Here is a 26,872-nt window from a genome sequence, read left to right as displayed (position 1 = left end):
TCGTGTCTCGGCAGGGCGATTGTCACAGCCAATGAAGCATCACTACATTCCTCAATTTTATCTTCGTCAATGGTTGGGGCCTGATCACAAGCTTCAAGAATTCAGACGGGGCCATAAAGGTAGGTTGCAGACGAAGCGATATGGGACTGTGTCGACCGGTTATGAAGAAGACCTTTACGTAGTTCCGGGCGTCACTGAGGAGACCAAACAAAACATTGAGCGGTACTTCATGGGTTTTGTTGACAACTCTGCCGTCAAGGCTCGTGACATGCTGTTGGATGGGATAATCCCTAGAGATCCTGATCTGAGGTATTCCTGGGCTCGCTTTGTTTTATCCCTTGTATTTCGCAACCCTGAAGAACTGACGCAGTTCAAAGCCGACTTTGCGAGGCGCCTTATGACCCCCATGGCGGAGTTTCAAAGCCGCTATCAGGCAATTAGAAAAGATCAAGATCCAGTCCTTTTCGAAGACTGGATTCAACACAATGACCCTACGTATGCCGAACGTGAGGCGATCAAAGCGATGGCTAGATTAATCGAACATCCCAACGCTTTGCATCTCCTTAGAAACATGTATTGGGTAGTTCTTGATACTGGCAAGGTAAGCAACCGTCTGATGACGTCCGATCGACCTGTTGTAATGAGCTCTGGCTTAATGAGGTTTGATGGGCATTACGGCATTCCTATCAGCCCAACGCGAATGTTCCTCGCATTTACTGCAGTCGATTTTGCGGAGCGCTTTTGTGCTTTGCCGACAGGTAAAATCGTTAGAGAGGTTAACGATGCGGTGGTCGGGCAAGCTCGGAAATACGTTTACTCTATAGATCGCAGCAATTTTTCTGAGGTGAAGCGCAAGATTGGAAAGCGCGAAGCGCCATCTTTTATAAAAACCTTCTCAAGAGACCTCGATGCCAAGTATGGCGATAACGTCTAGCGTCGTGACCAAGTTCAGTCTGATGGGCTTAATGGGAGGTACGTCAACCCACAAGAGGCCGCCCCACGGACGGCCCCCACCCGTTTTCCCAAACCCCACACCCTCACTTCTGCGGATGCGCGTTCAAAACCTCCGCGCACCGCGAAAAGCTCAGGCCTTCCCCGTCCGTGTCGTTCGTCGCGCGGATGGCGATGATGCGGCTGCTCGTGTCGGCGGTGATCTGCAGTTCGCAGAACAGGTCCTCGTAGCGCGGCGGCGAGATCATTTGCGGCTGCTGCGGCACGACGACCGTGGTGGTCGTGGTGGTCTCGGTGACCTTCTTGTCCTTCTTTTTCTTCTTGTCCTTGTCTTTCTTGTTTTTCTTGCCCGTTTCCGTTGTCGTCTTGGTGGTGGTCTTCTTGATCACCTGTTCGCTTTCCGCCGGGGTTGCGTAGGTCGGGGCGATGTAGCGGGTCGTGTCGCCGCCGCGCCAGCTGTAGATCGTCGCGCCGCTTGCCATCGGATATTCGGCATAGGGCGGGCCGTATTGCGTGAAGAAGACCTCCACCGGCTGGCCGATCCAGCGTGACTGGATGACCTGCTGGGCCTCCTCGGTGGTGGTGCAGCCGGCAAGGATCGCGCCCGCGATCGCAACGATCGCCGCAAGACGGAATTTCATGATCATACCCCCAAAGTAACTGTGCAACGCCGCGTTGTTCGCGCGCGACACTACTGTCCCAGGCGAAACTGCGACAGGTGCCCTTGCCGATCAACCCAAATTTGGCCTTGATCGTCCCCAGGCGACAACACGGTTGTGGATCATGCTTGTCCCGTCCGGGTTAGACGCCATATTGGGGGCAAGGACGGCCAGACGGACGAGGCCGGCGAAAGGCACAACCCATGCGCATATCCTTCGACAACAGCTACACGCGGCTGCCCGACCGGCTCTACCGGCCGGTGCGCCCGGCGACAGCGCCGGCGCCGAAGCTGATCCGCTTCAACCATGCGCTGGCCGACGAACTCGGCATCGATGTCGCAGGGCTGTCGGACGGCGATCTCGCGGCGCTCTTCGGCGGCGCGCGGGTGCCTGATGGCGCCGCCCCCATCGCCATGGCCTATGCCGGCCACCAGTTCGGTCATTTCAATCCGCAGCTTGGCGATGGCCGGGCGCTGCTGCTGGGCGAGGTGGTCGATCGTGAGGGTCGCCGCCGCGACATTCATCTGAAAGGCTCGGGGGAGACGCCGTTTTCGCGCAATGGCGACGGCAAGGCGGCGCTCGGGCCCGTCATCCGCGAATATATCGTGTCGGAGGCCATGCACGCGCTCGGCATTCCGACGACGCGGGCGCTCGCAGCGGTGCTGACCGGCGAGCCCGTCATCCGCGAAACCGTGCTGCCGGGCGCCGTCTTCACCCGCGTTGCCTCGAGCCATATCCGCATCGGCACCTTCCAGTATTTCGCCGCGCGGGAAGACCACGAGGCGGTCAGGGCGCTCGCCGACCATGCCATCGCCCGCCACTACCCGGAGCTCGTGGGGTCGGAAAGCCCTTATCTCGGCCTGCTCAAGGGCGTCGCGGACAGGCAGGCGCGGCTCATCGCCCGCTGGATGGCGGTCGGCTTCATCCATGGCGTTATGAACACCGACAACATGACGATTTCAGGCGAAACCATCGATTTCGGCCCTTGCGCCTTTATGGATGCCTTCGATCCGATGAAGGTGTTCTCCTCCATCGACCGGCAGGGCCGCTATGCCTATTCCAACCAGCCGGGCATCGGCCAGTGGAACCTGGCGCGGCTCGCCGAGGCGCTTCTGCCGCTGCTGGACGCGGATCAGGACAGAGCGGTCGAGGCGGCCAACGCCATGCTGGTCGAGTATGGCCGGGTCTTCCAGGACGCGTGGCTGAATGCCTTCCGCGCCAAGCTCGGGCTGACGGGCGAGGAGGAGGGCGATCTTGAACTCGTCAACGACCTGCTGACGCTGATGCACCAGGGCGAGGCCGATTTCACGCTTGCCTTCCGGGCGCTCGGCAAGCTCGCCGGCGGCGTGGAGGAGGGCGGCTTCACCGCGCTTCTGTCCGCCCCCGCCGATCCCGCCCCGTGGCTCGCCCGCTGGCACATGAGGCGCGGCGCGACGTCTTCCGAAGTGCAGGCCGCGATGGAGGCCGTCAACCCCGCCGTCATCCCGCGCAACCACCGCATCGAGGAGGCGATCCAGACCGCCACCTATGACGACTTCTCCTTCTTCGAGCGCCTGCACGCGGCGCTCGCCGAGCCCTATGCGGAGAAGCCGGCATACGCGGACTATCTGATACCGCCGACGCCGGAGCAGGTGGTGACGCGGACGTTCTGCGGGACGTGAGGCCGCAGGAGATTTCAGGCGTGACGCATGGCCGCGAGGTCGTCTAGCAAGGAGGGTCCGGAGGGTGTCCAGCCCAACTGAGCCTGCGTCCACGCGGATGATGCCACCATGTCGAGAACCGCGAAGTGCGCCATCGCGCCGAATTCGTCGGCGGCTTCGTCGGGCGCGATCGATCTGACGGGCAGGTCGAGGCTCTTCCCGATCGCTTCGGCGATCTCCCGCATGCGGATGCCTTCTTCGTGTACGGCATTGTAGCGCGCGCCGGATGTCGCCTTCTCGGCCGCAAGTCGGTAGAGGCGGGCGGCGTCAGCGACATGGCAGGCCGACCAGCGGGCGTCTCCCTCGCCGACATAGGCCGCTTGTCCGCGCCCGCGGGCGATGTCGAGGAGAAAACTGACAAGGCCCTGGCGCCGGGTGTCGTGAATCTGCGACAGGCGGATGGCCGTGACATTGACGCCGCGCTCCAGCAGATCCTGTCCGGCCCTCTCCGTCGCCGTGCGCGGATTTCTTTGCTCAAGGTTCAAGACGTCTTCACGGGCAACCTCGCCGGGCGCGCGGGTTCCCATGCCGACGGCCGAGGTGATCAGCAGCGGTCGGTCCGATCCGATCAGCGGCCCGCCGAGAGCCGCGATCGCTGCCGCGTCCTTCCGGCAGTTGGCGGGAAAATCCGAGAAGTCGTGGTCAAAGGCGAGGTGGATGACGGCATCGGCCTGTTCCGCGCCCCGCGTCAGCGTTTCCGGTTCTTCGAGCGTGCCCCGATGCACCTCGACCTCTTGCGCCCTCAATTTGGCTGCGCCCTCTTCGGATCGGGTGAGGCCGACAACCTGATGGCCGGCGGCCTTGAGTTCCGGGATGAGGGCCGAGCCGATGAAGCCTGTCGCGCCGGTAACGAAAATACGCATGTGCTTTTCCTTTGGAGTTGTGACGGGACAAGCAATGACAGATCTGGTATACTGTTAAAGTAGTGACTTTATCCTAGTATAATTTCTTCCAGGATCGCGATGACCGTCATGTCCGCCGCCACGCTTGCCACGTTTCTCCGCGATCGCCGGACGCGGCTCGATCCCGCCACCTTCGGGCTTGCCGGCCGCCGGCGTACGCCGGGTCTCAGGCGCGAGGAGGTAGCCCAGCGCGCCAATATCAGCCCCACCTGGTATACTTGGCTGGAACAGGGGCGCGGCGGCGCGCCGTCTGCCGATGTGCTGAACCGCATCGCCCGCGCCATGCTGCTCACCGAAGCCGAGCGCGAGCACATGTTCATGCTGGGTCTCGGCCGTCCTCCCGAGGCGCGCTATGCTTCGGTCGAGGGCGTCAGTCCGCGCCTCCAGCGCTTTATCGACCGGCTGGAGACCTGCCCCGCCGTGGTCAAGACAGCCACCTGGGAGGTGGTCGCCTGGAACCGGGCCGCCACTCTTGTTCTGTCCGACTATGGCAAGCTGCCGCCCGGCGAGCGCAACATGCTGCGCTTCGTCTTCTGCAATCCGGAGGTGCGCGCCAAGCAGCATGACTGGGAGACGATCGCCCGCTTCTGCATCGCCGCCTTCCGGGCCGATGCCGCGCGCGCCGGTGCCGTGTCGCAGATCGGAGCCCTGGTGGAGGAACTCTGCGAGAAGAGCGAGGATTTCCACCGGATCTGGAATGATAACGAGATCAGCGTTCCTGGCGAAGGGGCGAAGCGTCTGGTGCATCCGATCTTCGGGACCATCGATCTCGAATTTTCCACCTTCGCCGTCGATGGCCGCGTCGACCTCAACCTGATGGTCTATACGCCCGTCGACCCTACAGTGGCGGACCACATTCGTCGTCTGGTCGTGAACGGCCTATGAATTTCGCCCCGGGAACCGTGCGGCCCTTGCGGCGCGCCGGCCTTCCGGCTCGATATGTCATTTCTTCCGCAGTGCCCGGCCGGCGGAACAAATCCCGTCCGCCAGCCTTATCCCCGGCCAACCCCAGCCGGAGGATACCCGATGACGCTGACGCTGCCCGACCTTGCGAAGAAGATGGAGAAGATCGATTTCTGCATGATGCTGACGAAGTCGGGCGAGGGCGCGATCGCCAGCCGGCCGATGAGCAACAATGGCGATGTCGCCTATGACGGCGACAGCTTCTTCTTTTCCTACGAGGACACGAACAAGATCCGGCAGATCACCGCCGACCCGACCGTGTCGCTCACCTTCACCGCGCCGCCGAGTTTGCTCGGCAAGCCCGGCATCTTCGTCGCGGTGGAGGGCAGGGCCAGCCTGATCGCCGACCGGGCGGTGTTCGAGGCCCACTGGGTGAAGGATCTCGACCGCTGGTTTCCGCAAGGCGTGGACACGCCCGGCATCATCCTGATCAAGGTCCACGCCGATGCCGTCCACTACTGGGACGGCGAAGACAACGGCACGATCCGGGTCCAGTGAGGCCCGGCCCGTCGCTGCGCCTCAGCTATCCAGTCCGAGGAAGCGCCGGCGAGGCGCTTCGAGAATCGGCGTCGCGGGCGAGCCTTCCATGTCCCGCCCGGCCTCGCGCACCTCGCTCGGGGCATAGCCGAACATGGCCTTGAACTGCCGGTTGAAATGCGTGCCCTCGCTGAAGCCGTATTTTTCGGCGATGTCCCGCAATCGTGTGTGCCGTTCGAGATCGAGAAGCTCGACCCGGCAGGCGTTCAGCCGCTGGGCGCGGACATAGTTCATCACCCCGCCATGGGCTGAAAACAGCTTGTGCATCTGCCGGCGCGATACGCCGAGCGCCGCCTGGATGGTTTCCATGCCGAGCTCCGGATTGGCGAGATTGCGGCGGATGAAGCTTTTGGCGAGTTCCTGCTGCGCGGAGAGGATCGGGCGTTCGGCGGCGGCGATGGCATCAGGCGTCAAGGTGATGCAGGCGCGGATCATGTCGATTGTCGCCTGGCGGATGACAGAGGCCTCCGAGTGGCGGATGGTCGGCGCGGCCTTGACGAGAGACAGAAGATAGCCCGGCAGCAAAGCGTGATAGCGGCCGGCAAGATCATCGCGCGAAAGCCGGTCGAGCAGCGGCGCGATGTCGTCGAAATCCTGCCGCGACAGCGGCACGATCATCTGCGTGCTGTTGCCGATCGCGGTATGCGCGTCCCTCATGTTGCGAAGCTCAAGCCCGCCTTTGGGAACGATGATTTCCCGGTCGTCGAGGACCGTCCTCGCGCTGCCATTCAAAAGGCCTGTCAGCATCCAGTAGTCGTCGCCAAAGACGCTGCCGGTGCGTCGATGGCGCGTGAGGATCGAGTCCTCGGTGGTCACCGTGCCGATCGGCAGGTCGCCCAGCGCATAGACGGTCATTTCCGCGTAAAAGCCGGTTTTGTGCGCGTCGCGTTTCGGGCTCGTCGCTTCCCCCATGACCGAGGCGACCGTGCGAAACGCGTCCAGCTGTTCATCCGGCGCCAGATAGGCGGTGTGAAACATGAAGGCGGGATTAAGGGTAGGATCCGGATCGGTGGCCGACCCCGTTGCTTCGGTATTCATGTCTATTAGCCCCCTAATATATGTGGAAATTCTTAAATAGTATTGTCGTCCGTTCTCTTGAGTCCTGCTTTGTTAGACATTGGCGATGCTTGTACGTCGACAAGTATTTGAACATCAGATTGAAGATTTTGAAAGGGAATTGCTGCACCGATCCACAGATGTCATGTGTTTTTTACAGTTGGATATGCTGCAGTGCACGCTCGGTCGGGCTGCGATGGCGCAAACGGCGACCGGAGCGGCCGGCCCGCCGACGTGCGCACATAGGTGCCCTCACCGGGGAACGCACCCGATGCGCGCGGCCTGCGGCTTGGTCGCCGGTCCCCTGAAGAATGTCGCAGACAGGCTGCAAATGTGTCATCTTCGCCCCTAATATCCGGGCAGATTTTCCAACACGGTTCGCAGGCAGGGTTTTGAGGGTCATGGCAGAGTTTCCGACCAAGGCAAAAGTCGTCATCATCGGTCTCGGAGGCATTGTCGGCGCCTCCATCGCGCATCACCTGATCGAGCGCGGCTGGGACGACATCGTCGGCATCGACAAGTCGGGCATACCGACCGACATCGGCTCCACCGCGCACGCGTCGGACTTCTGCTACACCACGTCCCACGACTATCTCTCGGTCTGGACCACGCAATACTCCATCGATTTCTACGAGAAGATGGGCCACTACGCCCGCATCGGCGGTCTGGAAGTCGCCCGCACCGGCGACGACACCTGGATGGAAGAGATCAAACGCAAGCTGTCTTCTGCCCGCGCCTTCGGCACCCGCGCCCATTATGTCTCGCCGGCCGAGATCAAGGAAAAATTCCCGCTGATCGAGGAAGACCAGGTCATGGGCGGCCTGTTCGATCCCGACGCCGGCCTTGTTATCCCGCGCTCCCAGACGGTTGCCGGCAAGCTCGTCGATGCCGCCGAGAAGACCGGCAAGCTCAAGATGTTCGGAAACACCCCGGCCAAGTCGCTGATCGTCGAGGGCGGCCGCATCAAGGGCGTCGTCACCCATCGCGGCACGATCATGGCTGATCACGTCATCGTCTGCGCCGGCATCTGGGGCCGCCTGATCGCCGAAATGGTCGGCGAGGACCTGCCGGTCATGCCGGTCGACCATCCGCTCACCTTCTTCGGCCCGTACAACGAATTCGAAGGCACCGGCAAGGAGATCGGCTTCCCGCTTTTGCGCGACCAGGGCAATTCCGCCTATATGCGCGATACCGGCGATCCGAAGACCACCGAGGGCGGCCAGATCGAGTGGGGTTATTACGAGACCACCAATCCGCGCCTCTGCCACCCGCGCGAGATCCTCGAAAAGCACGAGTCGCGCCTGTCGCCCTCGCAGCGCGACCTCGAGATGGAGCAGATCCTCGAGCCGCTGGAACGCGCCATGGAACTCACCCCGATCCTCGGCGAGCTTGGCTATAACGAGAGCCATAGCTTCAACGGCCTGCTGCAGGTGTCGGCCGCCGGCGGCCCGTCCTGTGGCGAAAGCCAGAAGGTGCGCGGCCTCTGGTACTGCGTCGCCATCTGGGTCAAGGACGGCCCCGGCTACGGCAAGCTGATCGCCGACTGGATGACCGACGGCCGCACCGAGATCGACCACAACTCGATCGATTACGCCCGCTTCTACCCGCACCAGCTGGAAGAAAAGTTCATCGAGGGCCGCACCTACGAGGCCGCCCAGAAGATCTACTTCCCGGCCGTGCACACCCGCGAGCCCTATGCCACCGGCCGCAATATCAAGCGCTCGCCGATGTACGAGCGCGAGGTCGAGCTCGGCGGCTATTTCATGGAGCTCGGCGGCTGGGAGCGCGCCCACGGCTACAAGGCCAACGAGCATCTCCTGGAGAAATATGGCGATCGCGTGCCCGTTCGCGAAAACGAATGGGATAACAGGCACTTCTGGCGCGTTTCGAATGCCGAACATCTTGCGATGAGCGAGGATTGCGGCATCGTCAATCTTTCCCACTTCCACATGGTCGACATCGAGGGTCCTGACCATGTCGAACTGCTCGAATGGCTCTGCGCCGCCAAGATCGGCGGCGACGCCAATATCGGCAAGGGCATCTACACCCACTTCCTCGACGACGAGGGCATGGTGCGCGCCGACTTCACCGTCTTCCGCATGGCCGACCGCTGCCGCCTCGTCAACGGGGCGGACGCCGGCCCGCGCGACTTCCACTACATGAAGCGCGTCGCCCAGGATCGCGGGCTTGACGTCACCATCACCGACACCTCGGAAAAATACATCACCATCGGCATCTGGGGCCCGAACGCTCGCGCCACACTGAAGAAGGCCGTCGCCGATCCGGCCGGCCTCGACCCGGAAAACTTCCCCTTCGCCGCGATCAAGCCGATCGAGATTGCCGGCAAATCCGTGACCGCCTTCCGCATCTCCTATGTCGGCGAGCAGGGCTGGGAACTGCACATGAAATACGAGGACGGCCTCGCAGTCTGGGATGCCCTTCGTGCGACGGGTGTCATGGCCTTCGGCGTCGAGACCTATGCCAATTCCCGCCGCATGGAAAAGAGCCTGCGCCTGCAGAACGCCGATCTGCTCACCCAGTACAACCTGATCGAGGCGGATCTCGCGCGCCCGAAGGTCAAGGAGGCTGATTTCCGCGGCAAGGCCAAGCATCTCGAGTACAAGGCGCGCGCCCAGCAGCCCGCCATGCTCTGCACGCTGGTCATGACCGACAATGTCGACTCGAACGGCGTCGCCCGCTACCCCGTCGGCTCCATGCCGGTCGTCGACCCCGCCTCGGGCGAAGTCCTGATCGACTCGCTCGGCCGCCGCTCCTACACCACCTCGGTGGCTTACGGCCCGACCATAGGGAAGAATATCGCGCTCGCCTATCTGCCGGCGGAGTATTGTGAGGTAGGGCGGAAGCTGAACGTGGAGTATTTCGCCGAGACGTATCCGGTCGAGGTCGCGGCTGTGGGGTATAAGCCGCTGTACGATCCGGAGAATTTGAAGCCGCGGAGCTGAGGCGGGGGCGGTTCGCTCGGAGGGTTATGGACCCGTCGGTCGTGAGGCCGGCGGTTTTTTTGATGCGCCATGTCGGGACGTCTTGATACCGTTATTAAATGTAGCTACATTTAATCATGAAGATCGTCTGGGATGAGCCCAAGCGGCGTGCCAACCTGGAAAAACATGGCTTCGACTTCGCCGACGTCAGCGAACTCGATTGGGAGAATGCCATTATCGAAGACGGCAGGCCAGATGCGGATGGCCGGCGACGGCTGAAGGCGATCGGATATTTCCGCGACGGAACGGCTGCCGTGGTCTTCGCCCTTCTCGGATCGGAAGCCATATCGATCATCAGCTTTCGCCCGGCAAACGACAGAGAAAGAAGGAGGCTCCCATGGCCACCAAAAACAAGACCCTGAAGACCTTCGAGGACGGACGTGGCTATGACCGCGCGGACTGGGACGCGGTCGATGCTCCCGAACTGAGCGACGAGGAACTGGCGCGAATGCGTCCGGCCAAAGAGGTCCTGCCGCCCGCATTCTTCGAGGCGATGGACGACCACCGCCGCGCGCGCGGCCGGCCCGCCGTCGCCAATCCCAAAAAGCAGATCACGCTGAGGCTCGACGAAGACGTGATCGAGAAGTTTCGTGAGACCGGCAAGGGCTGGCAGGGACGCGTGAACGCGGCGCTGCGGAAGGCGGTCGGGATTTGAGGGGGAGGTAGCTGGGGTGGTGGGGAGTGTACCCGCCGGCTAGGAGACGGGCGGTTTTTGGTCGTACTCCGGTTATGTGTGACCATTTGATGTTTCCGCAGCAATCTAGACTTTCTAATTCTGGTTGTGTTTACTCTCCTTGTGGGAGTAACTTGCGATGGGGCTGCTGTCTTTTCCGTTTCGTTCACCGAATAAGAGGCTAAAGAACTTCATCATCTGGAAGTATGGTTCCTTTCCGATGGAGGTCGTGGGAGAGAGTAACTATCAGGACGCGTTGCATCGGATCTGCGGAGGTTTCAGCCGCCAAGGACAAGACAAAGTGGTTGAGGCGTGCCTGGAACTGGAGCCTCAAAATCCTCACGATGCCAATGCTGTCCGGATCACCATCTCCGGCATGACCGCAGGGTACTTGCCGCGCGCTCAGGCCGAAAGGGTGGCCTCATTTATGCGTTCGAATGGATTAAATCCTCTATTCTGCAATGCTCTGATCAACGGGGGATGGAGAACCAATCAGCACGACAGTGGATTTTTCGGTGTTCGACTGGGTGTCCCCAACAGAGGCGCAATTGAGGTGCGGCGGCGTTGAAGGGCAGCGACAATAGGTAAGCGTCCGCTCCTGCCGTGCTTATCGGAAGTCTCGAGATTGCATTTTTGTACTCCATAGGATACGTAATGGATATACGCAGGCATCCATTATTCGATCGCTGGATGCACGCCCTTCGGGACAGGCGCGCGGTGTCAAAGATCCTGCTGCGGCTCGAACGGATCGCGGACGGCAACTTCGGCGATCACAAGAGTGTTGGCGGTGGGGTACAGGAACTTCGGATCGATCATGGGCCTGGCTACCGGGTCTATTACGTCCAACGGGGTTCATTGGTCGTGATCCTGCTGTGCGGCGGCGATAAGTCTACCCAGGCACGAGACATCGAAACCGCGAAAAGACTGGCAAGTGAATTGAAGGATTGGCCCAATGACCTCCATTAAGGACATGCCCCGATTCGACGGCGCCGACTATCTCGGCACGGCGGAAGCACGCGCCGATTACATGGCAGCGGCGCTGGAGGAGGGCGACGCCGTCGAAATCCGCCGGGCGCTCAACACGGTCGCCCGCTCGCTTGGCATGACCGCCATCGCCGAGGAGGCGGGGCTGGGACGCGAGAGCCTCTACAAGGCGCTCGGCGACAACGGCAATCCGGAATTCGCGACCGTGCTCAAGCTGATGAAGGCCATGGGGCTGAAGCTTTCGGCCTTGCCGATCGACAAGGAGTAGAGCGATGCCCACCTCCCCCCATGCGGGGGAGGACGGAAAATCGAAGGCTTAGGCGAGCGCAAGCCGCCTAAACTTCAGATTTTCCTGGAGAGGGGCGCAGTTCTGTAGGCACCACCCTCACCGAGCCCCTCTCTTTCGAAATCTGAGGTTTGGCCCTGATCGGGCCAATTCCTCGATTTCGCTTTCTCCCCCGCAAGGGGGGAGATGGGCAGGCGGCGTGCCCCATAGCGGACCCCCTCACCGGCAATTTCTAGCACTTAGCTTTCAGCTAAGAGCTGAAATTGCTTCCTCTCCCACAAGGGTAGAGGAGGAGTCGGCCGCGCCGGTGCGGCCCTACCTCTCCCTTGGTGGGAGAGGAAGAAAAATCGGCGTCTTAGCGTCAGCTAAGTGCCAGATTTTTCAGGTGAGGGGGTCGTGGCAAGGCACGACAGAAAATTATCCCCCAACAAAATCATACCCTTAAAAGAAAAACACACCATCCCTCAAAAAAAATCTCACACCCTCCGCGTCCCCCTTCTTTTCCACGCCCGTATCCTTGTTCCCGTTCCGTCGCGGATACACCACAAGGCGTTGTGGCGAGGCGGGGCCGGCGCTGGTGGCAGGGGAAGGACGCAAGAGCCTGCCACCGGTGCAGCGACACTTGGAGACGACAGCGCATGCCCCTCATCCGCCTGCCGGCACCTTCTCCCCGCAGGCGGGGAGAAGGAGGATGGAGCGCCGGCGGTGCCACGAGTCCCTTCTCCCCGCGAGCGGGGAGAAGGTGGCGGCAGCCGGATGAGGGGCACTTGGCGATGACGAAGCTGGCGGAGCGCCACCCGGCACGCCCTCATCCTGAGGCGTCCTCGGCAACGCGAGGGCCTCGAAGGATCATGTGGGGCATGACACCGGCGCGGCCAGCCCAGATGCTTCGAGGCGCCTCACGGCGCACCGCGGCATGAGGCTGGAGAGAGGCAGCAACGAACGCCTTGAGCTCTGGCGAAGGCGGGCCGGGTGGCGGCAGGGATGAGGGGCGGGCTCCACGGGAGGTGTCGGAGCGGTGTCACCCAAAACAAACTCATCCGTTCGATCTTGAACAATCCGCCGCATCGCGCACATTGTGAGACAAACGGGAAAGGAGAGAGAATATGGACGGATCGATGCCGGGGCAGGGTGACGCAGGCCAGGGGATCGCCGACATTCTCGCCCGGCAGAAGACGGCGTGGTCCGCAGATGTGACGCCCGACGCCGCTGTGCGCCTTGACCAGCTCGACCGGCTGGAGCGGATGATTACCGCGTGGGGCGACCGGTTCGCGGCGGCGATCTCCGCCGATTTCGGCAACCGGTCGCCGGTCTCCACCACGCTCACCGACATCGTTCCGACGCTCGCCGCCATCAGGCATGCGCGGCGGCATGTGAAGCGCTGGATGCGGCCGAGGCGCGTCGGTCTCTCCTGGACAGGCTGGCCGGCCTCTGCCTTGCTCATCCGCCAGCCGCTCGGCGTCGTCGGCATCGTCGCGCCGTGGAACTATCCGCTCAACCTGGTGCTGTCGCCGCTCGTGGGAGCGCTTGCCGCCGGCAACCGGGCGATGCTCAAGCCGTCGGAACTGACGCCCGGCTTTTCCGAGGCGCTGAAGGCGGCTGTCGGCGAGCACTTCGCCGAGGACGAGGTGGCGGTGATCACCGGCGGACCGGAGGTGGCGGCGGCTTTCACGGCGGCTCCCTTCGACCATCTAATCTTCACCGGCTCCACGGCCGTCGGCCGCAAGGTGGCGGAAGCGGCGGCGAAGAACCTGACGCCCGTGACGCTGGAGCTCGGCGGCAAGTCGCCGGCGATCCTCGACCGCTCCGCCGATTTCGAAAGCGCCGTGCCCCGGCTGATCTGGGGCAAGCTGCTGAATGCCGGCCAGACCTGCGTGGCGCCCGATTATGTGCTGGTGCCGCGCGACCGGATCGAGGTCTTCCTCGTCGCCGCCAAGGCCGCGGTGGCGGCGCAATATCCGGCGATATCGGGCAATGGCGACTACACCTCGATCATCAGCGAACGGCATTTCGAGCGGCTGAGGCGGCTCGTCGAGGAAGCGCGGGAGAAGGGCGCCGAGGTGGTGGCGCTCGGCGGCCCCGGCGATCCGGCGCGACGGTTGTTCCCGCCGGTCGCGGTCGTCGGGGCGCCTGAGGATTGCGCGCTGATGCAAGAGGAGATCTTCGGGCCAATCCTGCCGGTCGTGCCCTACGAGACGGTGGACGAGGCGATCGCCTACATCAACCATCGCGACCGGCCGCTGGCGCTCTACTGGTTCGGCACCGACCGGGTTTCGGAGCGGAAGGTCCTGACCGGCACCATCGCCGGCGGTGTCACCGTTAACGACACGATCCTGCACCTGTCGCAGGACGACCTGCCGTTCGGCGGCGTCGGCGCCTCCGGTTACGGCGCCTATCATGGCGAGGCGGGGTTTTTGGCGCTCAGCAAGGAAAAGCCGGTGCTGCGGCAGGCGCGGTGGTCGGCGGTGGCGCTGCTCTATCCGCCCTATGGACGATTGGCGGATTGGTTGCTGAAACTGCTGTCGCGCTTCGCGTAACGCCGTGCCGGTCAGCGGGTGGCGGGCTTGGCGGTCGCCATCCGGATGCGCGACTGCAGGGCCAGCGGTTCGGGCAGGCCCTGCTTGCAGACGGCGGCTTCGAGATCGGCTGCCGGTCCGGGCCTGCCGATCAACCAGCCCTGGAAGACATCGCAGCCGAAACGCTTCAACGCCGTCCACTGCGGCTGGGTCTCGACGCCTTCGGCGACGATCGACAAATCGAGGTCGCGGGCCATGGCTATGATCGATCGGAGAAGCGCGGCATCGCGGCCGTCGTCTGCCGCACCGGCGACGAAGCTGCGGTCGATCTTGAGCTCGCAGACCGGCAGGCGGCGGAGATAGGACAGGGAGGAATAGCCGGTGCCGAAATCGTCGAGCGAGAAGGAGAGCCCGAGCGCGCGCAGCTCCTCCATCTTGGCGGCGACGGCATCCAGCCCGGCGATCAGCACGCTTTCGGTCAACTCGAGTCTGAGCCGCGCCGGGTCGATCCGGTGAGCTCGGATGGTGCTGCGGACGGAGGCGACGAAGTCGCTTTCGTTGAACTGGCCGGCGGAGACATTGATAGAGAGCGTCAGCCGCTCAAGGGCAGGGTCGGCGGACCAGCGGGCAAGCGTCCGGCAGGCTTCCTCGAGCACCAAGCCGCCGACGAGCGGCATGAGGCCGGCCTCCTCAGCGACGGGGATGAAGGTGGCGGGCGAGACGGTGCCGCGCACCGGATGCGTCCAGCGCAGCAGCGCTTCGGCGCCGACGATCCGGCCGTCGCGATCGGCCTGCGGCTGGTAGGCGAGCGTCAGTTCATCCCGCTGAAGCGCGGCAAGCAAGTCCCGGGCGAGCCCTTTCGGCGCGGTGAGACGGCGCTGCAAGAGCCAGACGGCTGAGCAGAAAGTCGCGGTCGCGAGCGTCGCGTTGACCCAGATGCCGACCCGGCGCAACTCGTGCGGGATCGGTTCGGCGAAGGGTGGCGCATAGGCCGAGACATGCAGAACCACGAAGGCGATGACGCTTGCCGCGATGATGGCAAGCTGGAACCGGGAGGGGCGGCGGATGTGATCGAGATAGGCGAGAATGGCCAGCAGCGGCAGGAAGAGATGCGTCACCCGCGGATAGGCTGGGTCCGGCGTATCGAACAGCAGGCAGAAATAGACGATGGAGACGAAGCAGGCGATCTGGGTGACCTTCAGGACCAGCTCCAGCCGCCCGGCCTCGATCAGGATGAAGCAGAGGATGGCGACGGCGGCGGGAAAGAGTTCGGCGCGGGCCATGGCGTGATGCCCGCTGACGGAGAAGATCAGCGCCCAGGCGAGCGACATGACGAAGACGACCAGCGCCGCCGCCCTGTAGGCGACAACCACTTTCCGCGCCTGCCGCGATCCGCCTGCGTCCTTGCCCATTGCCTGTCCATTGCCATGCCGCTTGAGGCGACAAGGCGCGTCTTCCCGCCTCGGTCGGGTCACCGTATTGCAGGTCTTGCTAACATGGCCGGCTTAACGAAGTGGTGGGCGGGCGTGATGAATGAATGGTAAGCACCCGGCCCTTTGCCCTCAGACGGCGAGAGCGGGGAAGAGGGGAGCGGCTCTTTATGCTTGTTCTTCCGCCGCTCCCGGACCGTGGGCGGTCCTCCTCCCCGCAGGAGTGGTCAGCTCGCCTTGGCGATCTTCAGAACGTCAGGGTCGTAGACGCGGCCGAAGCGGTTTTCGAGGAAGTCGGGCAGGGCGATCTCTTCCTGCCGGACGAAGCCCTTCCGCGGCAGGCGGCCTTCAGCCAGAAGATCGAGCACCGTGCAGATGCCGGCGGCGGTGGTGATCTGGATGGCGCTCATCTTGCGGCCGGCGACGGGGCCGGCATAGACCTTGTTGGCATACGTCTCCTGCAGGTAGCGATTGTCCTTCCAGCCGCAGGCGGTGACGAAGATGACGACCACGTCCTGCAGCGTGGCGGGCAGGGCGTTCTCGAAAAGGTCCTTCAGCACGTCCCGGCGGTTCTTCAGGTTGAGGTCGTTGAGCAGCGCCTTCATGATCGCCTGATGGCCGGGATAGCGGATGGTGCGGTAGTTCATCGTCCGGACCCTGCCGTCCAGCGTGCGGGCCAGCGTGCCGAGGCCGCCCGAGGTGTTGAAGGCTTCGTATGTGACGCCGTCGAGGGAGAATTCCTCGCGCTCCTCCATGGCCGGAACGGTGACCAGCCGGCCTTCGACGATCGCCTCGCAGGGCTCGATGTATTCGTTGATGAGGCCGTCCGTCGACCAGGTCAGATTGTAGTTCAGCGCATTGGACGGATATTGCGGCAGGGCGCCGACCCGCATGCGGAGGCTGTCGATCTTGTCAAAATGCTTCGTCAGGTCGTGGCCGACGATCGAGATGAAGCCGGGGGCGAGGCCGCATTGCGGAATGAAGGCGCTATCGGCGTCCTTCGCCAGTTCCTCGACGCGCTTCGTGGTGGCGACATCCTCGGTGAGGTCGAGATAATGCGTGCCGGTCGCGGCGGCCGCTTCCGCGATCGCGCCGGTCAGGTGGAAGGGGGCGGCGGAGAGGACGGCGAAGCGGTTCTTCAGCAGCGCTTCAAGCGCGGCGCGGTCGGTGATGTCGACCGTCGCGGTCGCGATCATCGGATGGTTGTCGAGGCCTGCCAGCTGTTCGGCGCTGCGGTCTGCGACGGTGACCCGGTAGTCGCCGCTCGCTGCCAGCATGAGCGCGATGGCGCCGCCGATCTTGCCCGCGCCGATGATGACGATGTCCTGCATGGTCGTTCCCCTCGATTGATCGTTGTCAGGTCGAGACAGGATGCGGGCGATGACTGAACAATTCCAAGTGTCATTCCGGGCAAAAAGATGTATGATAATGAACAATTCGACGAAGGAGCTGGGCAGAATGCAGGTATCGGACAAGGATGGCGAGCTTCTGGCGCTGTTGTCGGAAAACGCCCGGATGCCGGTGGCGACGATCGCCCGGCGGCTCGGTGTCTCGCGCACCACGGTGCAGGCTCGGATGGAGCGGCTCGAACGGGATGGGGTGATCGCCGGCTATGCGCTCAAACTCTCGGAGTCCTATCTGTCCGGGCTGGTTCGGGCTCATGTGCTCATTACCATCGCGCCGAAATCACTTGCGGCGGTTTCAGCCGAACTCGGTGCGATCCGCGAGGTGACGACGCTGCATTCGGTCAGTGGCACGTTCGACCTCATCGCCATCATCGCGGCGCCGTCGATATCGGACCTCGACCGCCTGATAGACCGGATCGGCGAGATCGGCGGCGTCGAACGCACACTGTCGTCGATCATCCTCTCGACGCGGATATCAAGATAGCGGCGGGTCAGGCCGCTTGATGCGCCAGAAATTTCGCCGCGGCCTGTCGAAACGAGATTGGCGGTCTTCCAAGCGCGCGTTCGAGTGCGGGATCGGTTCTCGCGAATTCACCGCGCCGTGCGGCCTTGAACATTCCGATGGCGATGGCGATGCGGTTCTCCGGCACGCCGAGCTGCTTCAACCGGTCGCAAAATGCCTCGTCGGATATGGTGATGCGTTTGATTTCGCGGCCCGACAGATCGGACAGGATGGCCGCGATGTCGGAAAAATCGAGCATGTCGCGGCCGGTCAGCGGCGGCGTGATTCCGTCGAACGCTCTTGCTTCGGTGAGCGCAAGCGCATCGATGGCGGCGAGGTCGGCATGGGCGGTCCATGCGATCGGGCCATCCTCGGGGAGGGCGAGCGTACCGGACGCGATCTGGCTCTCGACTGCCTGCCATGCCGAGGATGCATAAAAGCCATGGCGCAAGGCGGTAAACGGCACGCTGCTATCGCTCAGGATCTGCTCTGTCGCGGCATGGTTCAGCATGGGCGGAAAGCGTGAGTCGCGCGCGGAAGCCATCTGGCTCGTATAAAGGATGCGGGACGCCCCGGCGGCCTTCGCCGCATCGATCACGTTTGCATGCTGGTCCGGCATGTTCGTGCCGGCCGTATTGCTGGACACGAACAAGAGCCGATCGACGCCTTCGAAGGCGCGGGCGAGGCTCGCCGGATCCGCGTAGTCGGCGACGCGGACCCGAACGCCGCGCTCGGCGAGCTCCGTCGCCTTGTCTGGATCGCGTACGCTGACGCCGATATGCGATGCGGGCGTCGTTTCGAGAAGATGTTCCAGAATTTGCCGGCCGAGCTGGCCGGTCGCGCCTGCGACGATGATCATCAAGATCTCCTTTTCCGGCGATCACATTTCGCCCATATCAATGATATTTCTATTTTGTTATCACTGATATCGATAATGTCAATTCACTGGAAACAGAAATTTGTTATCGTTGCTCGGGAGAATGCACTGGATGTGAATCAAGTGGCAGAAAAGGTTTTGAGCATGGACGTACATGACGGTCTCCGGCAGCGCATCATTGAGGCGGCGGCGGCACTGCTTGACGAGGGTGGGCGCGAGGCGCTGACGACCCGCTCCGTCGCTTCCGCTGCGGGTACGCAGGCACCCAACATCTACCGTCTGTTCGGCGACAAGGACGGCTTGCTCGACGCCGTGGCCGAGCATGGGTTCACCCGCTACCTGGCGGACAAGCTCGCGCGAACGCCCAAATCGGATCCGGTTGAGGACATGCGCCACGGATGGGACCTCCATGTTGCTTTCGGGCTATCGAACCCGGCGCTGTTTTCGCTGATGTATGGCGAACCGCGGCCCGGAAATGCCTCGCCGGCGGTCCTCTCCGCGCGGGCAGGTCTCTTGACGCATATCCGCGCGATTGCCGCGGCTGGGCGGCTGAAGGTGAGCGAGGAGCGCGCCGCGGAAATGATCCAGGTGGGCGGATGCGGCACCGTATTCGTTCTGCTATCGATGCCTGAGCATGAGCGGGACTGCTCGCTCTCCGTCGCTGCCCGCGAGGCCGTGCTGGCGGCGATCACGACAGATGTGCACGTGCTCGCCGATCATCGCGCGCCGGTGGCCGCCTCGGCTCTTCGGTCGGAACTGGCGGAGGTCGATGTCTTGTCGGATGCGGAGCGCAGGCTTCTTGACGAGTGGCTGAGGCGCATCGCGTCGGATTGAGCAGCTCGGTGGTCCATCTGTTCGACGTTCGAACACAAGCCGGTTTACCATCTTGTTCGAACCACCGGATATTCGGCAGCTCTGGCCTTTCCGTTCGCCAGCCATTGTTTTAGACCTTGAGTCGCATTATGTGCCGATTCAATGACACGGAAACGCTGGAGAGACCTCCGATGAATGAAGACGAAGACGACAAGAGCAAGGAACTGCCGATCGGCAAGGAAACGGAAGCGAACCTTTTCAAGTCGCGGTCGATCTTCATCTATGGCGGGATCACCATGGAGCTGGCGCAGAAGGTCTGCACCCAGCTCGTCGCACTCGCTGCCGCCTCCGACGACGACATCCGCGTGTTCGTCTGCTCGCCGGGCGGCCATGTGGAAGCCGGCGACGCGATCCACGACATGATCCGCTTCATCAAGCCGAAGGTCTGGATCATCGCGACCGGCTGGGCCGCGTCCGCCGGTTCGCTGATCTTCGTCTCGGTGCCGAAGGAACGTCGCCTGGCGCTGCCCAACACCCGCTTCCTGATGCACCAGCCGTCCGGTGGCACGCGCGGCATGGCCTCCGACATCGAGATCCAGGCCCGCGAAATCATCAAGATGAACCAGCGCCTGATCAAGATCTACGCCAAGGCCACCGGCCAGTCGGAAGAGAAGATCGCCAAGGATATCGACCGCGACTATTGGCTGTCGGCCGAAGACGCCGTTGCATACGGTCTGGTCGGCAAGATCATCGAGAGCCACGCCGACATCGGCTGATCGAGCTTCTTATGTCATTTTCAAACCCCGTCGGAGCGCTTCGGCGGGGTTTTGTTTTGGAGCGCGCGACTCCCAAAAACGGCGGTGCTACTTTTTATGTTTCTATTTAGTATTTTATAAATTTCTTTAAGGTTGTATTTGGCGAAATACAATTCGGAACAACAAGCATGGCACTTCGGGACTTCCTTCACGCGCGCGGTCTGTCGGAAGACGTCGCCGCGCTTTCACGATCTCAGGCGCTGATCTGGTTCAAACCCGACGGGACCGTCATCGACGCCAACGAGAACTTCTGCAAGGCGTTGCAGTACGAGTTGAAGGACATCGTCGGCAAGCACCACCGCACCTTCTGTGACGGTGACATCGTCGATTCTCCCGACTACAATGCGTTCTGGCGCGATCTGGCGGCCGGCCAATTCAAGCAGGGCCAGTTCCGTCGCGTGGACAGCAAGGGTCAGGACATCTGGATCGAGGCTTCGTACAATCCGGTGTTCAGCGGCGGCAAGGTGGTGCGGATCCTGAAGATCGCCAGCGACATCACCGCCAGCAAGACCGCAGCGTTGCACGACGCCAACCGGCTGAAGGCGATCGATCAGTCCCAGGCCATCATCGAATTCGAGACGGACGGCACGATCGTCGAAGCCAACGCGAACTTCCTCGGCGCGATGGGGTATACGATGGAGGAAATCCGGGGCAAGCATCACAGCATGTTCTGCGACCGGGACTATACCGCCTCCGCCGACTACGCGCAGTTCTGGCCGCGCCTGAACGGCGGCGAGATGATCGCCGATAATTTCATCCGCATTGGCAAGGGCGGACGGCAGGTCTGGATCCAGGCGGCCTATACGCCGATCTTTGATGCCAAGGGTCGCGTCTACAAGGTCATCAAGGTGGCGACCGACATTACGGAAACCATGAAGTCAGTGGAAATCATCGGCGCTGCGATCGGCCGGTTGGCCGAAGGCGACCTGACGACGGAAATCGCCGACAAGGTTGACCGGCTGCTCGAGCGCACCCGCCAGGATTTCAATACTGCCGCGCGCGCCCTGCAATCGACGATGCTGTCGATACGAGATTCCTCCGATACCCTCGCCGCCAACGCCAAGGTGATCCGGTCGGTCTCCGACGACATCGCCCGGACGGCCGAGCGCCAGGCTGCATCGGTCGAGGAAACGGCTGCCGCGCTTGAGGAAATCAACACCACGGTCAAGGATTCCAGCCGCCGCGCCGTCGAGGCCGGTCGGCTCGTGGCCGACACCCGCTCCAGTGCCGAAGCTTCCGGAAACGTGGTGCGGGATGCCAATGAAGCCATGGCTCGGATCGAGGAAACCTCCCGCCAGATCGGCAACATCATCAGCGTGATCGACGAGATTGCCTTCCAGACCAATCTTCTGGCGCTCAACGCCGGTGTCGAGGCGGCGCGTGCGGGGGAGGCGGGCAAGGGATTTGCCGTCGTCGCCCAGGAAGTGCGCGAGCTTGCCCAGCGCTCCGCGACGGCCGCGAAGGAAATCCGTGAACTGATCCGCACCGCCGACGCGGCCGTGCAGAGCGGCGTGACACTGGTCGAGAAAACCGGATCGTCGCTCGACGAGATCGCCGAGAAAGTGCAGATGGTCGACGCGAACGTCGCCGCGATCGCCTCCTCATCGCAGGAACAATCGGCCGGCATCAACGAAATCAACGAGGCCATCAACATTCTCGACCAAGGGACGCAGAAGGCGGCGGCAACCGTGGAGGAAGCCAATGCAGCCTCGCAGTCGCTGGCGGCCGAAGCCGAAAGCCTCGCTGGTCTGATCGGCCGCTTCAAGGTCGGCTCCGGTGCGTCCGGCGGCGAGCGGCAGGCGTATCGGCGCAGCGCCTGAGGCTTGCCGCCAGGGGTTGCATCCGCTACTCTCCCGCTGTCGAAAAGAGGCTTAGCCCGCATGGTCGCCGGGCACCGCTGACGCGGGCCACGTTTTCAATGAACCCACGACGCTTGAACCCGAAACCCTCGGGCAGGTGTCGCTGTGTTTTCAACGCGCCTGCCCTCCATCAAAAGGAGACGGCCATGGCGCCTCAGATCAAAGTCGCACTGCTCACCTCATTGATGATGTCGTTCGCGATGTCATTGTTCTTTTCCGGTTTCTTCACCTACCGCGCATTCGGCTTCGGTGCCGACTGGCTGTGGGCCTGGGGACGAGGCATCGCGATCGGTTGGCCTATCGGATTCCTGATCGCGACGGCGATCGGCGGACCGGTCCGGATGATCGCGCTGCGTCTTGCCGGTGTGTCCGGACGCGTGTGATGTGATGCCGCGGACGTCTGGCGTTGTCGTCGGACGTCTGCTTTTGCGCCGCAACAGGTTGACGGTTGTCATGCCGACCGTGCTTGCTTATAAGACACCCACTCACCCCGGACCCGGTGAAACTCCGGGTGGCTCTTCTGGCCGCCGATCCGCCAGACAACGCATCAGCATCAAACCTTGAAAACGGCCGATCCTCCCATCGTCCCGGTTGATCTCCTTTTGCGGAATTTTCTCATGAATATAATAGCTTACAAGCGAGAGTGGTTTTCCAACATTCGCGCTGACATCCTCTCCGGCATCGTCGTGGCGCTGGCGCTGATCCCCGAGGCCATCGGCTTTTCGGTGATCGCGGGCGTCGATCCGAAGGTGGGGCTCTTTGCCTCCTTCGCGATCGCCGTCGTTTCTGCCTTCACCGGCGGACGGCCCGGCATGATCTCGGCGGCGACGGCGGCCACCGCCGTGCTGATGGTCACTCTGGTGCGCGATCACGGGCTCGAATACCTCTTCGCGGCGACGCTGCTGATGGGGCTGATCCAGGTTTTCGCGGGCATCCTCAAGCTCGGGCGGGTGATGCGGTTCGTCTCGCGCTCGGTGATCACAGGCTTCGTCAACGCGCTCGCGATCCTGATCTTCATGGCGCAGCTGCCGGAATTGATCGGCGTGCCCAATCTCACCTACGTGATGATCGCGGCAGGGCTCGGCATCATCTATCTGTTCCCCTATGTCACGAAGGCGATCCCGTCGCCGCTGGTCGCAATCGTGGCGCTGACGCTGGTCGCCTGGTTCACAGGCATGGACCTGCGCACGGTCGGCGATCTCGGCGAGCTGCCCTCGGCGCTGCCGATCTTTGCGCTGCCGCAGGTGCCGCTGACGCTGGAAACGCTACAGATCATCCTGCCTTACTCCATCGCGCTCGCCGCCGTGGGATTGCTGGAAAGCCTGTTGACGGCGCAGATCGTCGACGACATGACCGATACGTCGAGCCGCAAGAGCCAGGAATGCATCGGCCAGGGCTGCTCCAACATTGCGTCCGGCCTGATCGGCGGCATGGGTGGCTGCGCCATGATCGGCCAGTCGGTGATCAACGTCACATCCGGCGGGCGCGGACGTCTCTCGACCTTCGTTGCCGGCGCCTTCCTGCTGTTCCTGATCCTTGTTCTCGACGACATCGTGCGCATCATTCCGATGGCGGCGCTGGTGGCTGTGATGATCATGGTGTCGATCGGCACCTTCTCCTGGCGGTCCATCCTCGATTTGCGCCGCAATCCCTGGCAGTCTTCCGTGGTGATGCTGGCGACGGTGGTGACGACTGTCGGCACGCACGATCTCGCCAAGGGCGTGCTGGTCGGCGTGCTGCTGTCCGGCGTGTTCTTCGCGAGCAAGGTGGCGAAGCTGTTCCATGTCCGCTCCGTCATCAGCGAGGACGGCCAGGTCCGGACCTATCACGTGGACGGAGAGATCTTCTTCGCCTCGACGGAGGCCTTCATCCTGGCCTTCGATTTCATGGAGCCGCTGAAAAAGGTGGTGATCGACGTACACGAGGCGCATCTCTGGGACATCACCGCCGTCGGCGCGCTCGACAAGGTGGTGCTGAAGTTCCGCCGCCACGGCGTGGTGGTCGATGTGATCGGGGTCAACGAGGCGAGCGCCCACATGCTCGACCGGTTCGCGGTGCACGACAAGGACGGCGGGGTGCTGCAGGCGCACTAGAGACAAATGTCGACGGGACGCCACGGCGTCCCGTTGCTTGTCAGGTGAGCGCGCGGGCGATGCGGAAGGCGAGCGGGCTGACGACGAGGGACAGCGGGAAGGCGACCGGGAAGGCGAACGCGAAGCCGCGCACCCATTCCGACAGCCAGGCGGCGGTCGGGCCGGCGTGCAGGAAGGACATGTAGCCGCTCATCAGGCCGGCCATCATGGCGGCGATCAGGACCTGGGCGAGAAGCAGGGTTTTTCTGTTGGTCATTTCTTGTCTCCACGACAGATGGGGGTGGAGCGTGCGGGAAGGCCGTTTTTTAATCGTCGCGCAGCACCACCCCGGTTGGGGTTGATGCCGTGGGTTCGCTTGCAGCGACTAATTCCCGTGGAGACGGGGGCTGGAATAACCGGACCAGCCGTTCATTTTTCGGCGTGGGTTCCCTAATCCGTCCCTTGGGGGATGTCAATTCCGGGCGTCGAGCACCCTTTCCAGAACGTTAAAGATTCTCGGATCGGCCGACTGGCTGACGTTGAAGCGCAGGAAGTCGCCCGCCGTCTGCGAGACAGAGAAGACGTTGCCGGGGGCCAGGATGACGTTTTCGGCGAGCGCCTTGCGGGCGATCTCGGCGGCATCGAGACCATCCGGCAGGCGGCACCAGAGGTAGAGGCCGCCGCGCGGTTCAAGCCAGGGTCTGATGCCGAGGGGTGCAAGGCGCCTTATCGTCTCGCCCATGGCGCTGGCGAGCCGCGTCTTCAGCGTCGCCAGATGGTGGCGGTAGCCGCCGTCCTTCAGGACCGAGAGGGTGAGCGCCGCCGACAGCGCGTTGCCGCCGAAGCTGCCGGCGATCTTCAGGTCGATCAGGCTTTCGATCCAGTCCGGGCGGGCGGCGATATAGCCGAGGCGGGCGGAGGCCGATACGGTTTTCGAGAAGGAGCCGAGCTGGATGACGCGCTCGAAGCCGTCGAAGGCGGCGAGACGCGGGGCGGGGTCCTGTTCGAAATCGGCGAAGATGTCGTCCTCGACGATCGTGAGACCGGCGGCTTCTGCGAGCTTCAGGATGCGGTGGGCGGCGACGGGGGAGAGCGAGGCGCCGGTCGGATTGTGGAGGCCGGAATTGGTGACGTAGAGGCGCGGCTTGTGGGTGGCGAGGGCGGCGGCGAAGGCCTCGACGTCGGGGCCGGTTCCCGTGTAGGGCACGCCGACGGCGGTGACGCGGTGGGCGCGGAGCAACGCCAGGAAATTGAAATAGCAGGGATCGTCGACCAGCACGGTATCGCCGGGTTCGAGCAGGAAGCGGCAGACGAAATCGAGGGCCTGCACGCCTGACTCGGTGAGCAGGATACGGTCGGGCGAGGTCTCGATGCCGCGCTCGCTCATGCGCCGTGCGATCAGCTGGCGGAGCGGCGGCAGGCCGCGCGGCGTGCCGTAGTCGGTGAGCAGCGTATCCTCGGCGCGGGAGAGATCACGCAGTGCCCGGCGCAGCTCGCGTTCGGGAAACCACGACGGCGGCAACCAGCCGCAGCCGGGTTTCAGCGTTTCGGCGCCCGCCTCCAGCGCCTGGCGTGAGACCCAGAAGGGATCGACCGCACGGTCGAGGCGCGGGGCGATCTCGGCGAGAACGAGCGGGGCGGGATGGGCGGCGGCGACATAGAAGCCGGAGCCGGGGCGGGAGAGGATGAGGCCGTCGGAGACCAGGCGGTCATAGGCCTCGACCACGGTGGAGGGCGAGACCTTGAGGCTGGTCGCGCACTGGCGGATGGAGGGCAGGCGGGAGCCCGGCTGCAGGGTGCGCGAGGCGATGCGCTGGCGGATCGTTGCCATGACATGCTCGACGCGGGAGGTGCCCGTCGTGTCGGGGTGGGTGACGGTCTGGTCCATCCGTACTGCTTTCGTGATCCATACAGTTTGCGGATATTGTACTGGACTGTCTCTCGGAACGCCAGTCGTCCGGCGTTACATCCGGAACGTGGAATTCACGGAGTGACATGGCATGACGAGAACGATGGAAGGGCTGATCAACGGGATGCTGGGGGTGCTGATCTTTTCGGCCTCGCTGCCGGCGACGCGGGTGGCGGTGGCGGGGTTTGATCCGCTGTTCCTGACCACGGCGCGGGGCGCCATCGCCGGGCTTCTGGCGCTGCCGCTCGTCTTCCTTTTTCCGGGCGCGCGTCCGCGCCGGGACGAGATCGCGTCGCTCGTGGTGATCGCGCTCGGCGTGGTGGTCGGGTTTCCGCTGCTGACGGCGCTGGCGCTGCAGCATATCACCTCGGCCCATTCGATCGTCTATATCGGGCTCCTGCCGCTCGCGACCGCGACCTTCGGGGTCCTCAGGGGCGGCGAGCGGCCGAAGCCGGCCTTCTGGGCCTTCTCGGTGCTCGGCAGCGCCATGGTCGCGGGGTATGCGCTGAGCGGCAAGGGCGGCGAGGTGTCGCTGATCGGCGGCGGGCTGATGCTGGCGGCGGTGATCGCCTGCGGGCTCGGCTACGCTGAAGGCGCGCGGCTTTCGCGGCGGCTCGGCGGCTTCCAGGTGATCGCCTGGGCGCTGATCCTGTCGCTGCCGGTGATGGTGGTGCTCGCTCTTGTCACGCGCCCTGCAACGTTCGGCGGCGTGGGGGAGGCGGCATGGCTGGGGCTTGCCTATGTCTCGCTGTTCTCGATGCTGATCGGCTTCATCTTCTGGTATCGGGGGCTGGCGCTCGGCGGCATCGCTGCGGTCGGGCAGTTGCAGCTGCTGCAGCCCTTCTTCGGACTGGCGCTCGCCGCCGGGCTGCTTGGCGAGGCGGTGAGCTGGTCGATGGCGGCCGTCACGGTCGCCGTGGTCGGCTGCGTCGCGGGGGCGCGGCGTTTCGCCCGCTAGGG

General features: G+C 63.3%; 26 protein-coding genes and 1 other annotated feature. Of the genes, 18 read left to right on the top strand and 8 right to left on the bottom strand.

Annotated features, from left to right (window positions below; genetic code table 11):
* Positions 1-31 precede the first annotated feature (31 nt).
* Positions 32-934 (top strand): DUF4238 domain-containing protein, encoded by a 903-nt coding sequence (locus tag J5J09_RS15120; protein ID WP_208551783.1) that lies wholly within the window; start codon positions 32-34, stop codon positions 932-934.
* Positions 935-1,037: 103 nt separating this feature from the next.
* On the opposite strand, the gene J5J09_RS15115 is transcribed toward J5J09_RS15120, so the two are convergent.
* Complete coding sequence (locus tag J5J09_RS15115) at positions 1,038-1,592, bottom strand: DUF612 domain-containing protein (protein ID WP_208551780.1); 555 nt, start codon at positions 1,590-1,592, stop codon at positions 1,038-1,040.
* 221 nt (positions 1,593-1,813) lie between these two features.
* On the opposite strand from J5J09_RS15115, the gene J5J09_RS15110 reads away from it, so the two are divergent.
* A complete protein-coding gene (locus tag J5J09_RS15110; RefSeq protein WP_208551778.1) occupies positions 1,814-3,271 on the top strand; it encodes a protein adenylyltransferase SelO in 1,458 nt (485 codons plus the stop codon).
* A 14-nt stretch (positions 3,272-3,285) separates the two neighbouring features.
* Here the strand turns inward: J5J09_RS15110 and J5J09_RS15105 are convergent, their stop codons facing one another.
* Complete coding sequence (locus J5J09_RS15105) at positions 3,286-4,173, bottom strand: SDR family oxidoreductase (protein WP_208551775.1); 888 nt, start codon at positions 4,171-4,173, stop codon at positions 3,286-3,288.
* A 99-nt stretch (positions 4,174-4,272) separates the two neighbouring features.
* Here J5J09_RS15105 and J5J09_RS15100 point away from each other — a divergent pair, with 99 nt between their 5' ends.
* Both J5J09_RS15100 and J5J09_RS15095 read left to right on the top strand, forming a co-directional pair.
* Positions 4,273-5,097 (top strand): helix-turn-helix transcriptional regulator, encoded by an 825-nt coding sequence (locus tag J5J09_RS15100; RefSeq protein ID WP_208551772.1) that lies wholly within the window; start codon positions 4,273-4,275, stop codon positions 5,095-5,097.
* Positions 5,098-5,238: 141 nt separating this feature from the next.
* The gene (locus tag J5J09_RS15095) at positions 5,239-5,673 is read left to right on the top strand and encodes a pyridoxamine 5'-phosphate oxidase family protein (protein ID WP_208551771.1); all 435 of its coding nucleotides are present in this window, start codon (positions 5,239-5,241) and stop codon (positions 5,671-5,673) included.
* A 21-nt stretch (positions 5,674-5,694) separates the two neighbouring features.
* Here the strand turns inward: J5J09_RS15095 and J5J09_RS15090 are convergent, their stop codons facing one another.
* Positions 5,695-6,750 carry an AraC family transcriptional regulator gene (locus J5J09_RS15090; RefSeq protein WP_208551769.1) on the bottom strand — a complete coding sequence of 352 codons (1,056 nt, stop codon included), beginning with the start codon at positions 6,748-6,750 and terminating at the stop codon, positions 5,695-5,697.
* 419 nt (positions 6,751-7,169) lie between these two features.
* On the opposite strand from J5J09_RS15090, the gene J5J09_RS15085 reads away from it, so the two are divergent.
* From J5J09_RS15085 to J5J09_RS15055, 7 genes are all read left to right on the top strand, one after another.
* Positions 7,170-9,731, top strand: coding sequence for an FAD-dependent oxidoreductase (locus tag J5J09_RS15085; protein ID WP_208551767.1), 2,562 nt, complete (start codon positions 7,170-7,172; stop codon positions 9,729-9,731).
* A gap of 116 nt (positions 9,732-9,847) precedes the next feature.
* Positions 9,848-10,132 carry a BrnT family toxin gene (locus J5J09_RS15080; RefSeq protein WP_208551765.1) on the top strand — a complete coding sequence of 95 codons (285 nt, stop codon included), beginning with the start codon at positions 9,848-9,850 and terminating at the stop codon, positions 10,130-10,132.
* Entirely contained in the window at positions 10,108-10,425 is a 318-nt protein-coding gene (locus tag J5J09_RS15075) for a BrnA antitoxin family protein (RefSeq protein ID WP_208551763.1), read from the top strand. The genes J5J09_RS15080 and J5J09_RS15075 overlap by 25 nt, the downstream gene beginning before the upstream one ends.
* Before the next feature lie 157 nt (positions 10,426-10,582).
* Entirely contained in the window at positions 10,583-11,011 is a 429-nt protein-coding gene (locus tag J5J09_RS15070; protein ID WP_208551762.1) for an HIRAN domain-containing protein, read from the top strand.
* Positions 11,012-11,097: 86 nt separating this feature from the next.
* Positions 11,098-11,409: a type II toxin-antitoxin system RelE/ParE family toxin gene (locus tag J5J09_RS15065; RefSeq protein WP_208551761.1), complete on the top strand. Its 312-nt coding sequence runs from the start codon at positions 11,098-11,100 to the stop codon at positions 11,407-11,409.
* A complete protein-coding gene (locus J5J09_RS15060) occupies positions 11,396-11,695 on the top strand; it encodes an addiction module antidote protein (protein ID WP_208551758.1) in 300 nt (99 codons plus the stop codon). The genes J5J09_RS15065 and J5J09_RS15060 overlap by 14 nt, the downstream gene beginning before the upstream one ends.
* Positions 11,696-12,819: 1,124 nt before the next feature.
* Positions 12,820-14,250, top strand: a complete 1,431-nt coding sequence (locus J5J09_RS15055; protein WP_208551756.1) for a coniferyl aldehyde dehydrogenase — start codon at positions 12,820-12,822, stop codon at positions 14,248-14,250.
* Positions 14,251-14,261: 11 nt separating this feature from the next.
* Here J5J09_RS15055 and J5J09_RS15050 read toward each other — a convergent pair whose 3' ends face one another.
* Together J5J09_RS15050 and J5J09_RS15045 are read right to left on the bottom strand one after the other, a co-directional pair.
* Positions 14,262-15,641, bottom strand: coding sequence for an EAL domain-containing protein (locus J5J09_RS15050; protein WP_208551754.1), 1,380 nt, complete (start codon positions 15,639-15,641; stop codon positions 14,262-14,264).
* A gap of 245 nt (positions 15,642-15,886) precedes the next feature.
* A complete protein-coding gene (locus J5J09_RS15045) occupies positions 15,887-16,990 on the bottom strand; it encodes a saccharopine dehydrogenase family protein (protein WP_208551752.1) in 1,104 nt (367 codons plus the stop codon).
* A gap of 127 nt (positions 16,991-17,117) precedes the next feature.
* Between J5J09_RS15045 and J5J09_RS15040 the strand changes: the two genes are divergently transcribed.
* A complete protein-coding gene (locus J5J09_RS15040; RefSeq protein WP_208551751.1) occupies positions 17,118-17,549 on the top strand; it encodes an Lrp/AsnC family transcriptional regulator in 432 nt (143 codons plus the stop codon).
* 7 nt (positions 17,550-17,556) lie between these two features.
* Here J5J09_RS15040 and J5J09_RS15035 read toward each other — a convergent pair whose 3' ends face one another.
* Positions 17,557-18,426 (bottom strand): NAD(P)H-binding protein, encoded by an 870-nt coding sequence (locus tag J5J09_RS15035; protein ID WP_208551750.1) that lies wholly within the window; start codon positions 18,424-18,426, stop codon positions 17,557-17,559.
* Between the two features lie 162 nt (positions 18,427-18,588).
* Between J5J09_RS15035 and J5J09_RS15030 the strand changes: the two genes are divergently transcribed.
* The 5 genes from J5J09_RS15030 (at position 18,589) to J5J09_RS15010 (ending at position 24,024) form a co-directional block, all read left to right on the top strand.
* On the top strand, positions 18,589-19,278 hold the full coding sequence (locus tag J5J09_RS15030) for a TetR/AcrR family transcriptional regulator (protein WP_208551745.1): 690 nt from the start codon (positions 18,589-18,591) through the stop codon (positions 19,276-19,278).
* A gap of 170 nt (positions 19,279-19,448) precedes the next feature.
* On the top strand, positions 19,449-20,033 hold the full coding sequence (locus J5J09_RS15025) for an ATP-dependent Clp protease proteolytic subunit (protein WP_208551741.1): 585 nt from the start codon (positions 19,449-19,451) through the stop codon (positions 20,031-20,033).
* A 167-nt stretch (positions 20,034-20,200) separates the two neighbouring features.
* Positions 20,201-21,892, top strand: a complete 1,692-nt coding sequence (locus tag J5J09_RS15020; protein WP_208551739.1) for a PAS domain-containing methyl-accepting chemotaxis protein — start codon at positions 20,201-20,203, stop codon at positions 21,890-21,892.
* 185 nt (positions 21,893-22,077) lie between these two features.
* Positions 22,078-22,314 carry a DUF2798 domain-containing protein gene (locus J5J09_RS15015; protein ID WP_208551737.1) on the top strand — a complete coding sequence of 79 codons (237 nt, stop codon included), beginning with the start codon at positions 22,078-22,080 and terminating at the stop codon, positions 22,312-22,314.
* A gap of 106 nt (positions 22,315-22,420) precedes the next feature.
* Positions 22,421-22,476 (top strand) — a sequence feature (sul1 is cis-regulatory element that is thought to sense ions involved in sulfur or methionine metabolism; They are found in Alphaproteobacteria).
* 72 nt (positions 22,477-22,548) lie between these two features.
* Entirely contained in the window at positions 22,549-24,024 is a 1,476-nt protein-coding gene (locus J5J09_RS15010; protein WP_208551734.1) for a SulP family inorganic anion transporter, read from the top strand.
* Positions 24,025-24,064: 40 nt separating this feature from the next.
* Here the strand turns inward: J5J09_RS15010 and J5J09_RS15005 are convergent, their stop codons facing one another.
* Both J5J09_RS15005 and J5J09_RS15000 read right to left on the bottom strand, forming a co-directional pair.
* The gene (locus J5J09_RS15005; RefSeq protein ID WP_208551733.1) at positions 24,065-24,280 is read right to left on the bottom strand and encodes a DUF2798 domain-containing protein; all 216 of its coding nucleotides are present in this window, start codon (positions 24,278-24,280) and stop codon (positions 24,065-24,067) included.
* Positions 24,281-24,475: 195 nt separating this feature from the next.
* A complete protein-coding gene (locus J5J09_RS15000; protein ID WP_208551731.1) occupies positions 24,476-25,891 on the bottom strand; it encodes a PLP-dependent aminotransferase family protein in 1,416 nt (471 codons plus the stop codon).
* Positions 25,892-26,003: 112 nt separating this feature from the next.
* Here J5J09_RS15000 and J5J09_RS14995 point away from each other — a divergent pair, with 112 nt between their 5' ends.
* Complete coding sequence (locus tag J5J09_RS14995; RefSeq protein ID WP_208551728.1) at positions 26,004-26,870, top strand: DMT family transporter; 867 nt, start codon at positions 26,004-26,006, stop codon at positions 26,868-26,870.
* Positions 26,871-26,872: the final 2 nt, after the last annotated feature.

Source organism: Ciceribacter sp. L1K22, from assembly GCF_017599385.1.
Lineage (GTDB): Bacteria > Pseudomonadota > Alphaproteobacteria > Rhizobiales > Rhizobiaceae > Allorhizobium.
This window is presented reverse-complemented; position numbering and strand designations above follow the sequence as displayed.

Bases quoted from the DNA above. Each gene is read 5' to 3' on its own strand.
- J5J09_RS15050 (WP_208551754.1), bottom strand. From the start codon at position 15,641: ATGGGCAAGGACGCAGGCGGATCGCGGCAGGCGCGGAAAGTGGTTGTC.
- J5J09_RS14995 (WP_208551728.1), top strand. From the start codon at position 26,004: ATGACGAGAACGATGGAAGGGCTGATCAACGGGATGCTGGGGGTGCTG.
- J5J09_RS15000 (WP_208551731.1), bottom strand. From the start codon at position 25,891: ATGGACCAGACCGTCACCCACCCCGACACGACGGGCACCTCCCGCGTC.
- J5J09_RS15085 (WP_208551767.1), top strand. From the start codon at position 7,170: ATGGCAGAGTTTCCGACCAAGGCAAAAGTCGTCATCATCGGTCTCGGA.
- J5J09_RS15100 (WP_208551772.1), top strand. From the start codon at position 4,273: ATGACCGTCATGTCCGCCGCCACGCTTGCCACGTTTCTCCGCGATCGC.
- J5J09_RS15030 (WP_208551745.1), top strand. From the start codon at position 18,589: ATGGACGTACATGACGGTCTCCGGCAGCGCATCATTGAGGCGGCGGCG.
- J5J09_RS15045 (WP_208551752.1), bottom strand. From the start codon at position 16,990: ATGCAGGACATCGTCATCATCGGCGCGGGCAAGATCGGCGGCGCCATC.
- J5J09_RS15070 (WP_208551762.1), top strand. From the start codon at position 10,583: ATGGGGCTGCTGTCTTTTCCGTTTCGTTCACCGAATAAGAGGCTAAAG.
- J5J09_RS15025 (WP_208551741.1), top strand. From the start codon at position 19,449: ATGAATGAAGACGAAGACGACAAGAGCAAGGAACTGCCGATCGGCAAG.
- J5J09_RS15035 (WP_208551750.1), bottom strand. From the start codon at position 18,426: ATGATCATCGTCGCAGGCGCGACCGGCCAGCTCGGCCGGCAAATTCTG.
- J5J09_RS15090 (WP_208551769.1), bottom strand. From the start codon at position 6,750: ATGAATACCGAAGCAACGGGGTCGGCCACCGATCCGGATCCTACCCTT.
- J5J09_RS15065 (WP_208551761.1), top strand. From the start codon at position 11,098: ATGGATATACGCAGGCATCCATTATTCGATCGCTGGATGCACGCCCTT.
- J5J09_RS15095 (WP_208551771.1), top strand. From the start codon at position 5,239: ATGACGCTGACGCTGCCCGACCTTGCGAAGAAGATGGAGAAGATCGAT.
- J5J09_RS15105 (WP_208551775.1), bottom strand. From the start codon at position 4,173: ATGCGTATTTTCGTTACCGGCGCGACAGGCTTCATCGGCTCGGCCCTC.
- J5J09_RS15005 (WP_208551733.1), bottom strand. From the start codon at position 24,280: ATGACCAACAGAAAAACCCTGCTTCTCGCCCAGGTCCTGATCGCCGCC.
- J5J09_RS15055 (WP_208551756.1), top strand. From the start codon at position 12,820: ATGGACGGATCGATGCCGGGGCAGGGTGACGCAGGCCAGGGGATCGCC.
- J5J09_RS15040 (WP_208551751.1), top strand. From the start codon at position 17,118: ATGCAGGTATCGGACAAGGATGGCGAGCTTCTGGCGCTGTTGTCGGAA.
- J5J09_RS15120 (WP_208551783.1), top strand. From the start codon at position 32: ATGAAGCATCACTACATTCCTCAATTTTATCTTCGTCAATGGTTGGGG.
- J5J09_RS15080 (WP_208551765.1), top strand. From the start codon at position 9,848: ATGAAGATCGTCTGGGATGAGCCCAAGCGGCGTGCCAACCTGGAAAAA.
- J5J09_RS15020 (WP_208551739.1), top strand. From the start codon at position 20,201: ATGGCACTTCGGGACTTCCTTCACGCGCGCGGTCTGTCGGAAGACGTC.
- J5J09_RS15110 (WP_208551778.1), top strand. From the start codon at position 1,814: ATGCGCATATCCTTCGACAACAGCTACACGCGGCTGCCCGACCGGCTC.
- J5J09_RS15010 (WP_208551734.1), top strand. From the start codon at position 22,549: ATGAATATAATAGCTTACAAGCGAGAGTGGTTTTCCAACATTCGCGCT.
- J5J09_RS15075 (WP_208551763.1), top strand. From the start codon at position 10,108: ATGGCCACCAAAAACAAGACCCTGAAGACCTTCGAGGACGGACGTGGC.
- J5J09_RS15115 (WP_208551780.1), bottom strand. From the start codon at position 1,592: ATGAAATTCCGTCTTGCGGCGATCGTTGCGATCGCGGGCGCGATCCTT.
- J5J09_RS15015 (WP_208551737.1), top strand. From the start codon at position 22,078: ATGGCGCCTCAGATCAAAGTCGCACTGCTCACCTCATTGATGATGTCG.
- J5J09_RS15060 (WP_208551758.1), top strand. From the start codon at position 11,396: ATGACCTCCATTAAGGACATGCCCCGATTCGACGGCGCCGACTATCTC.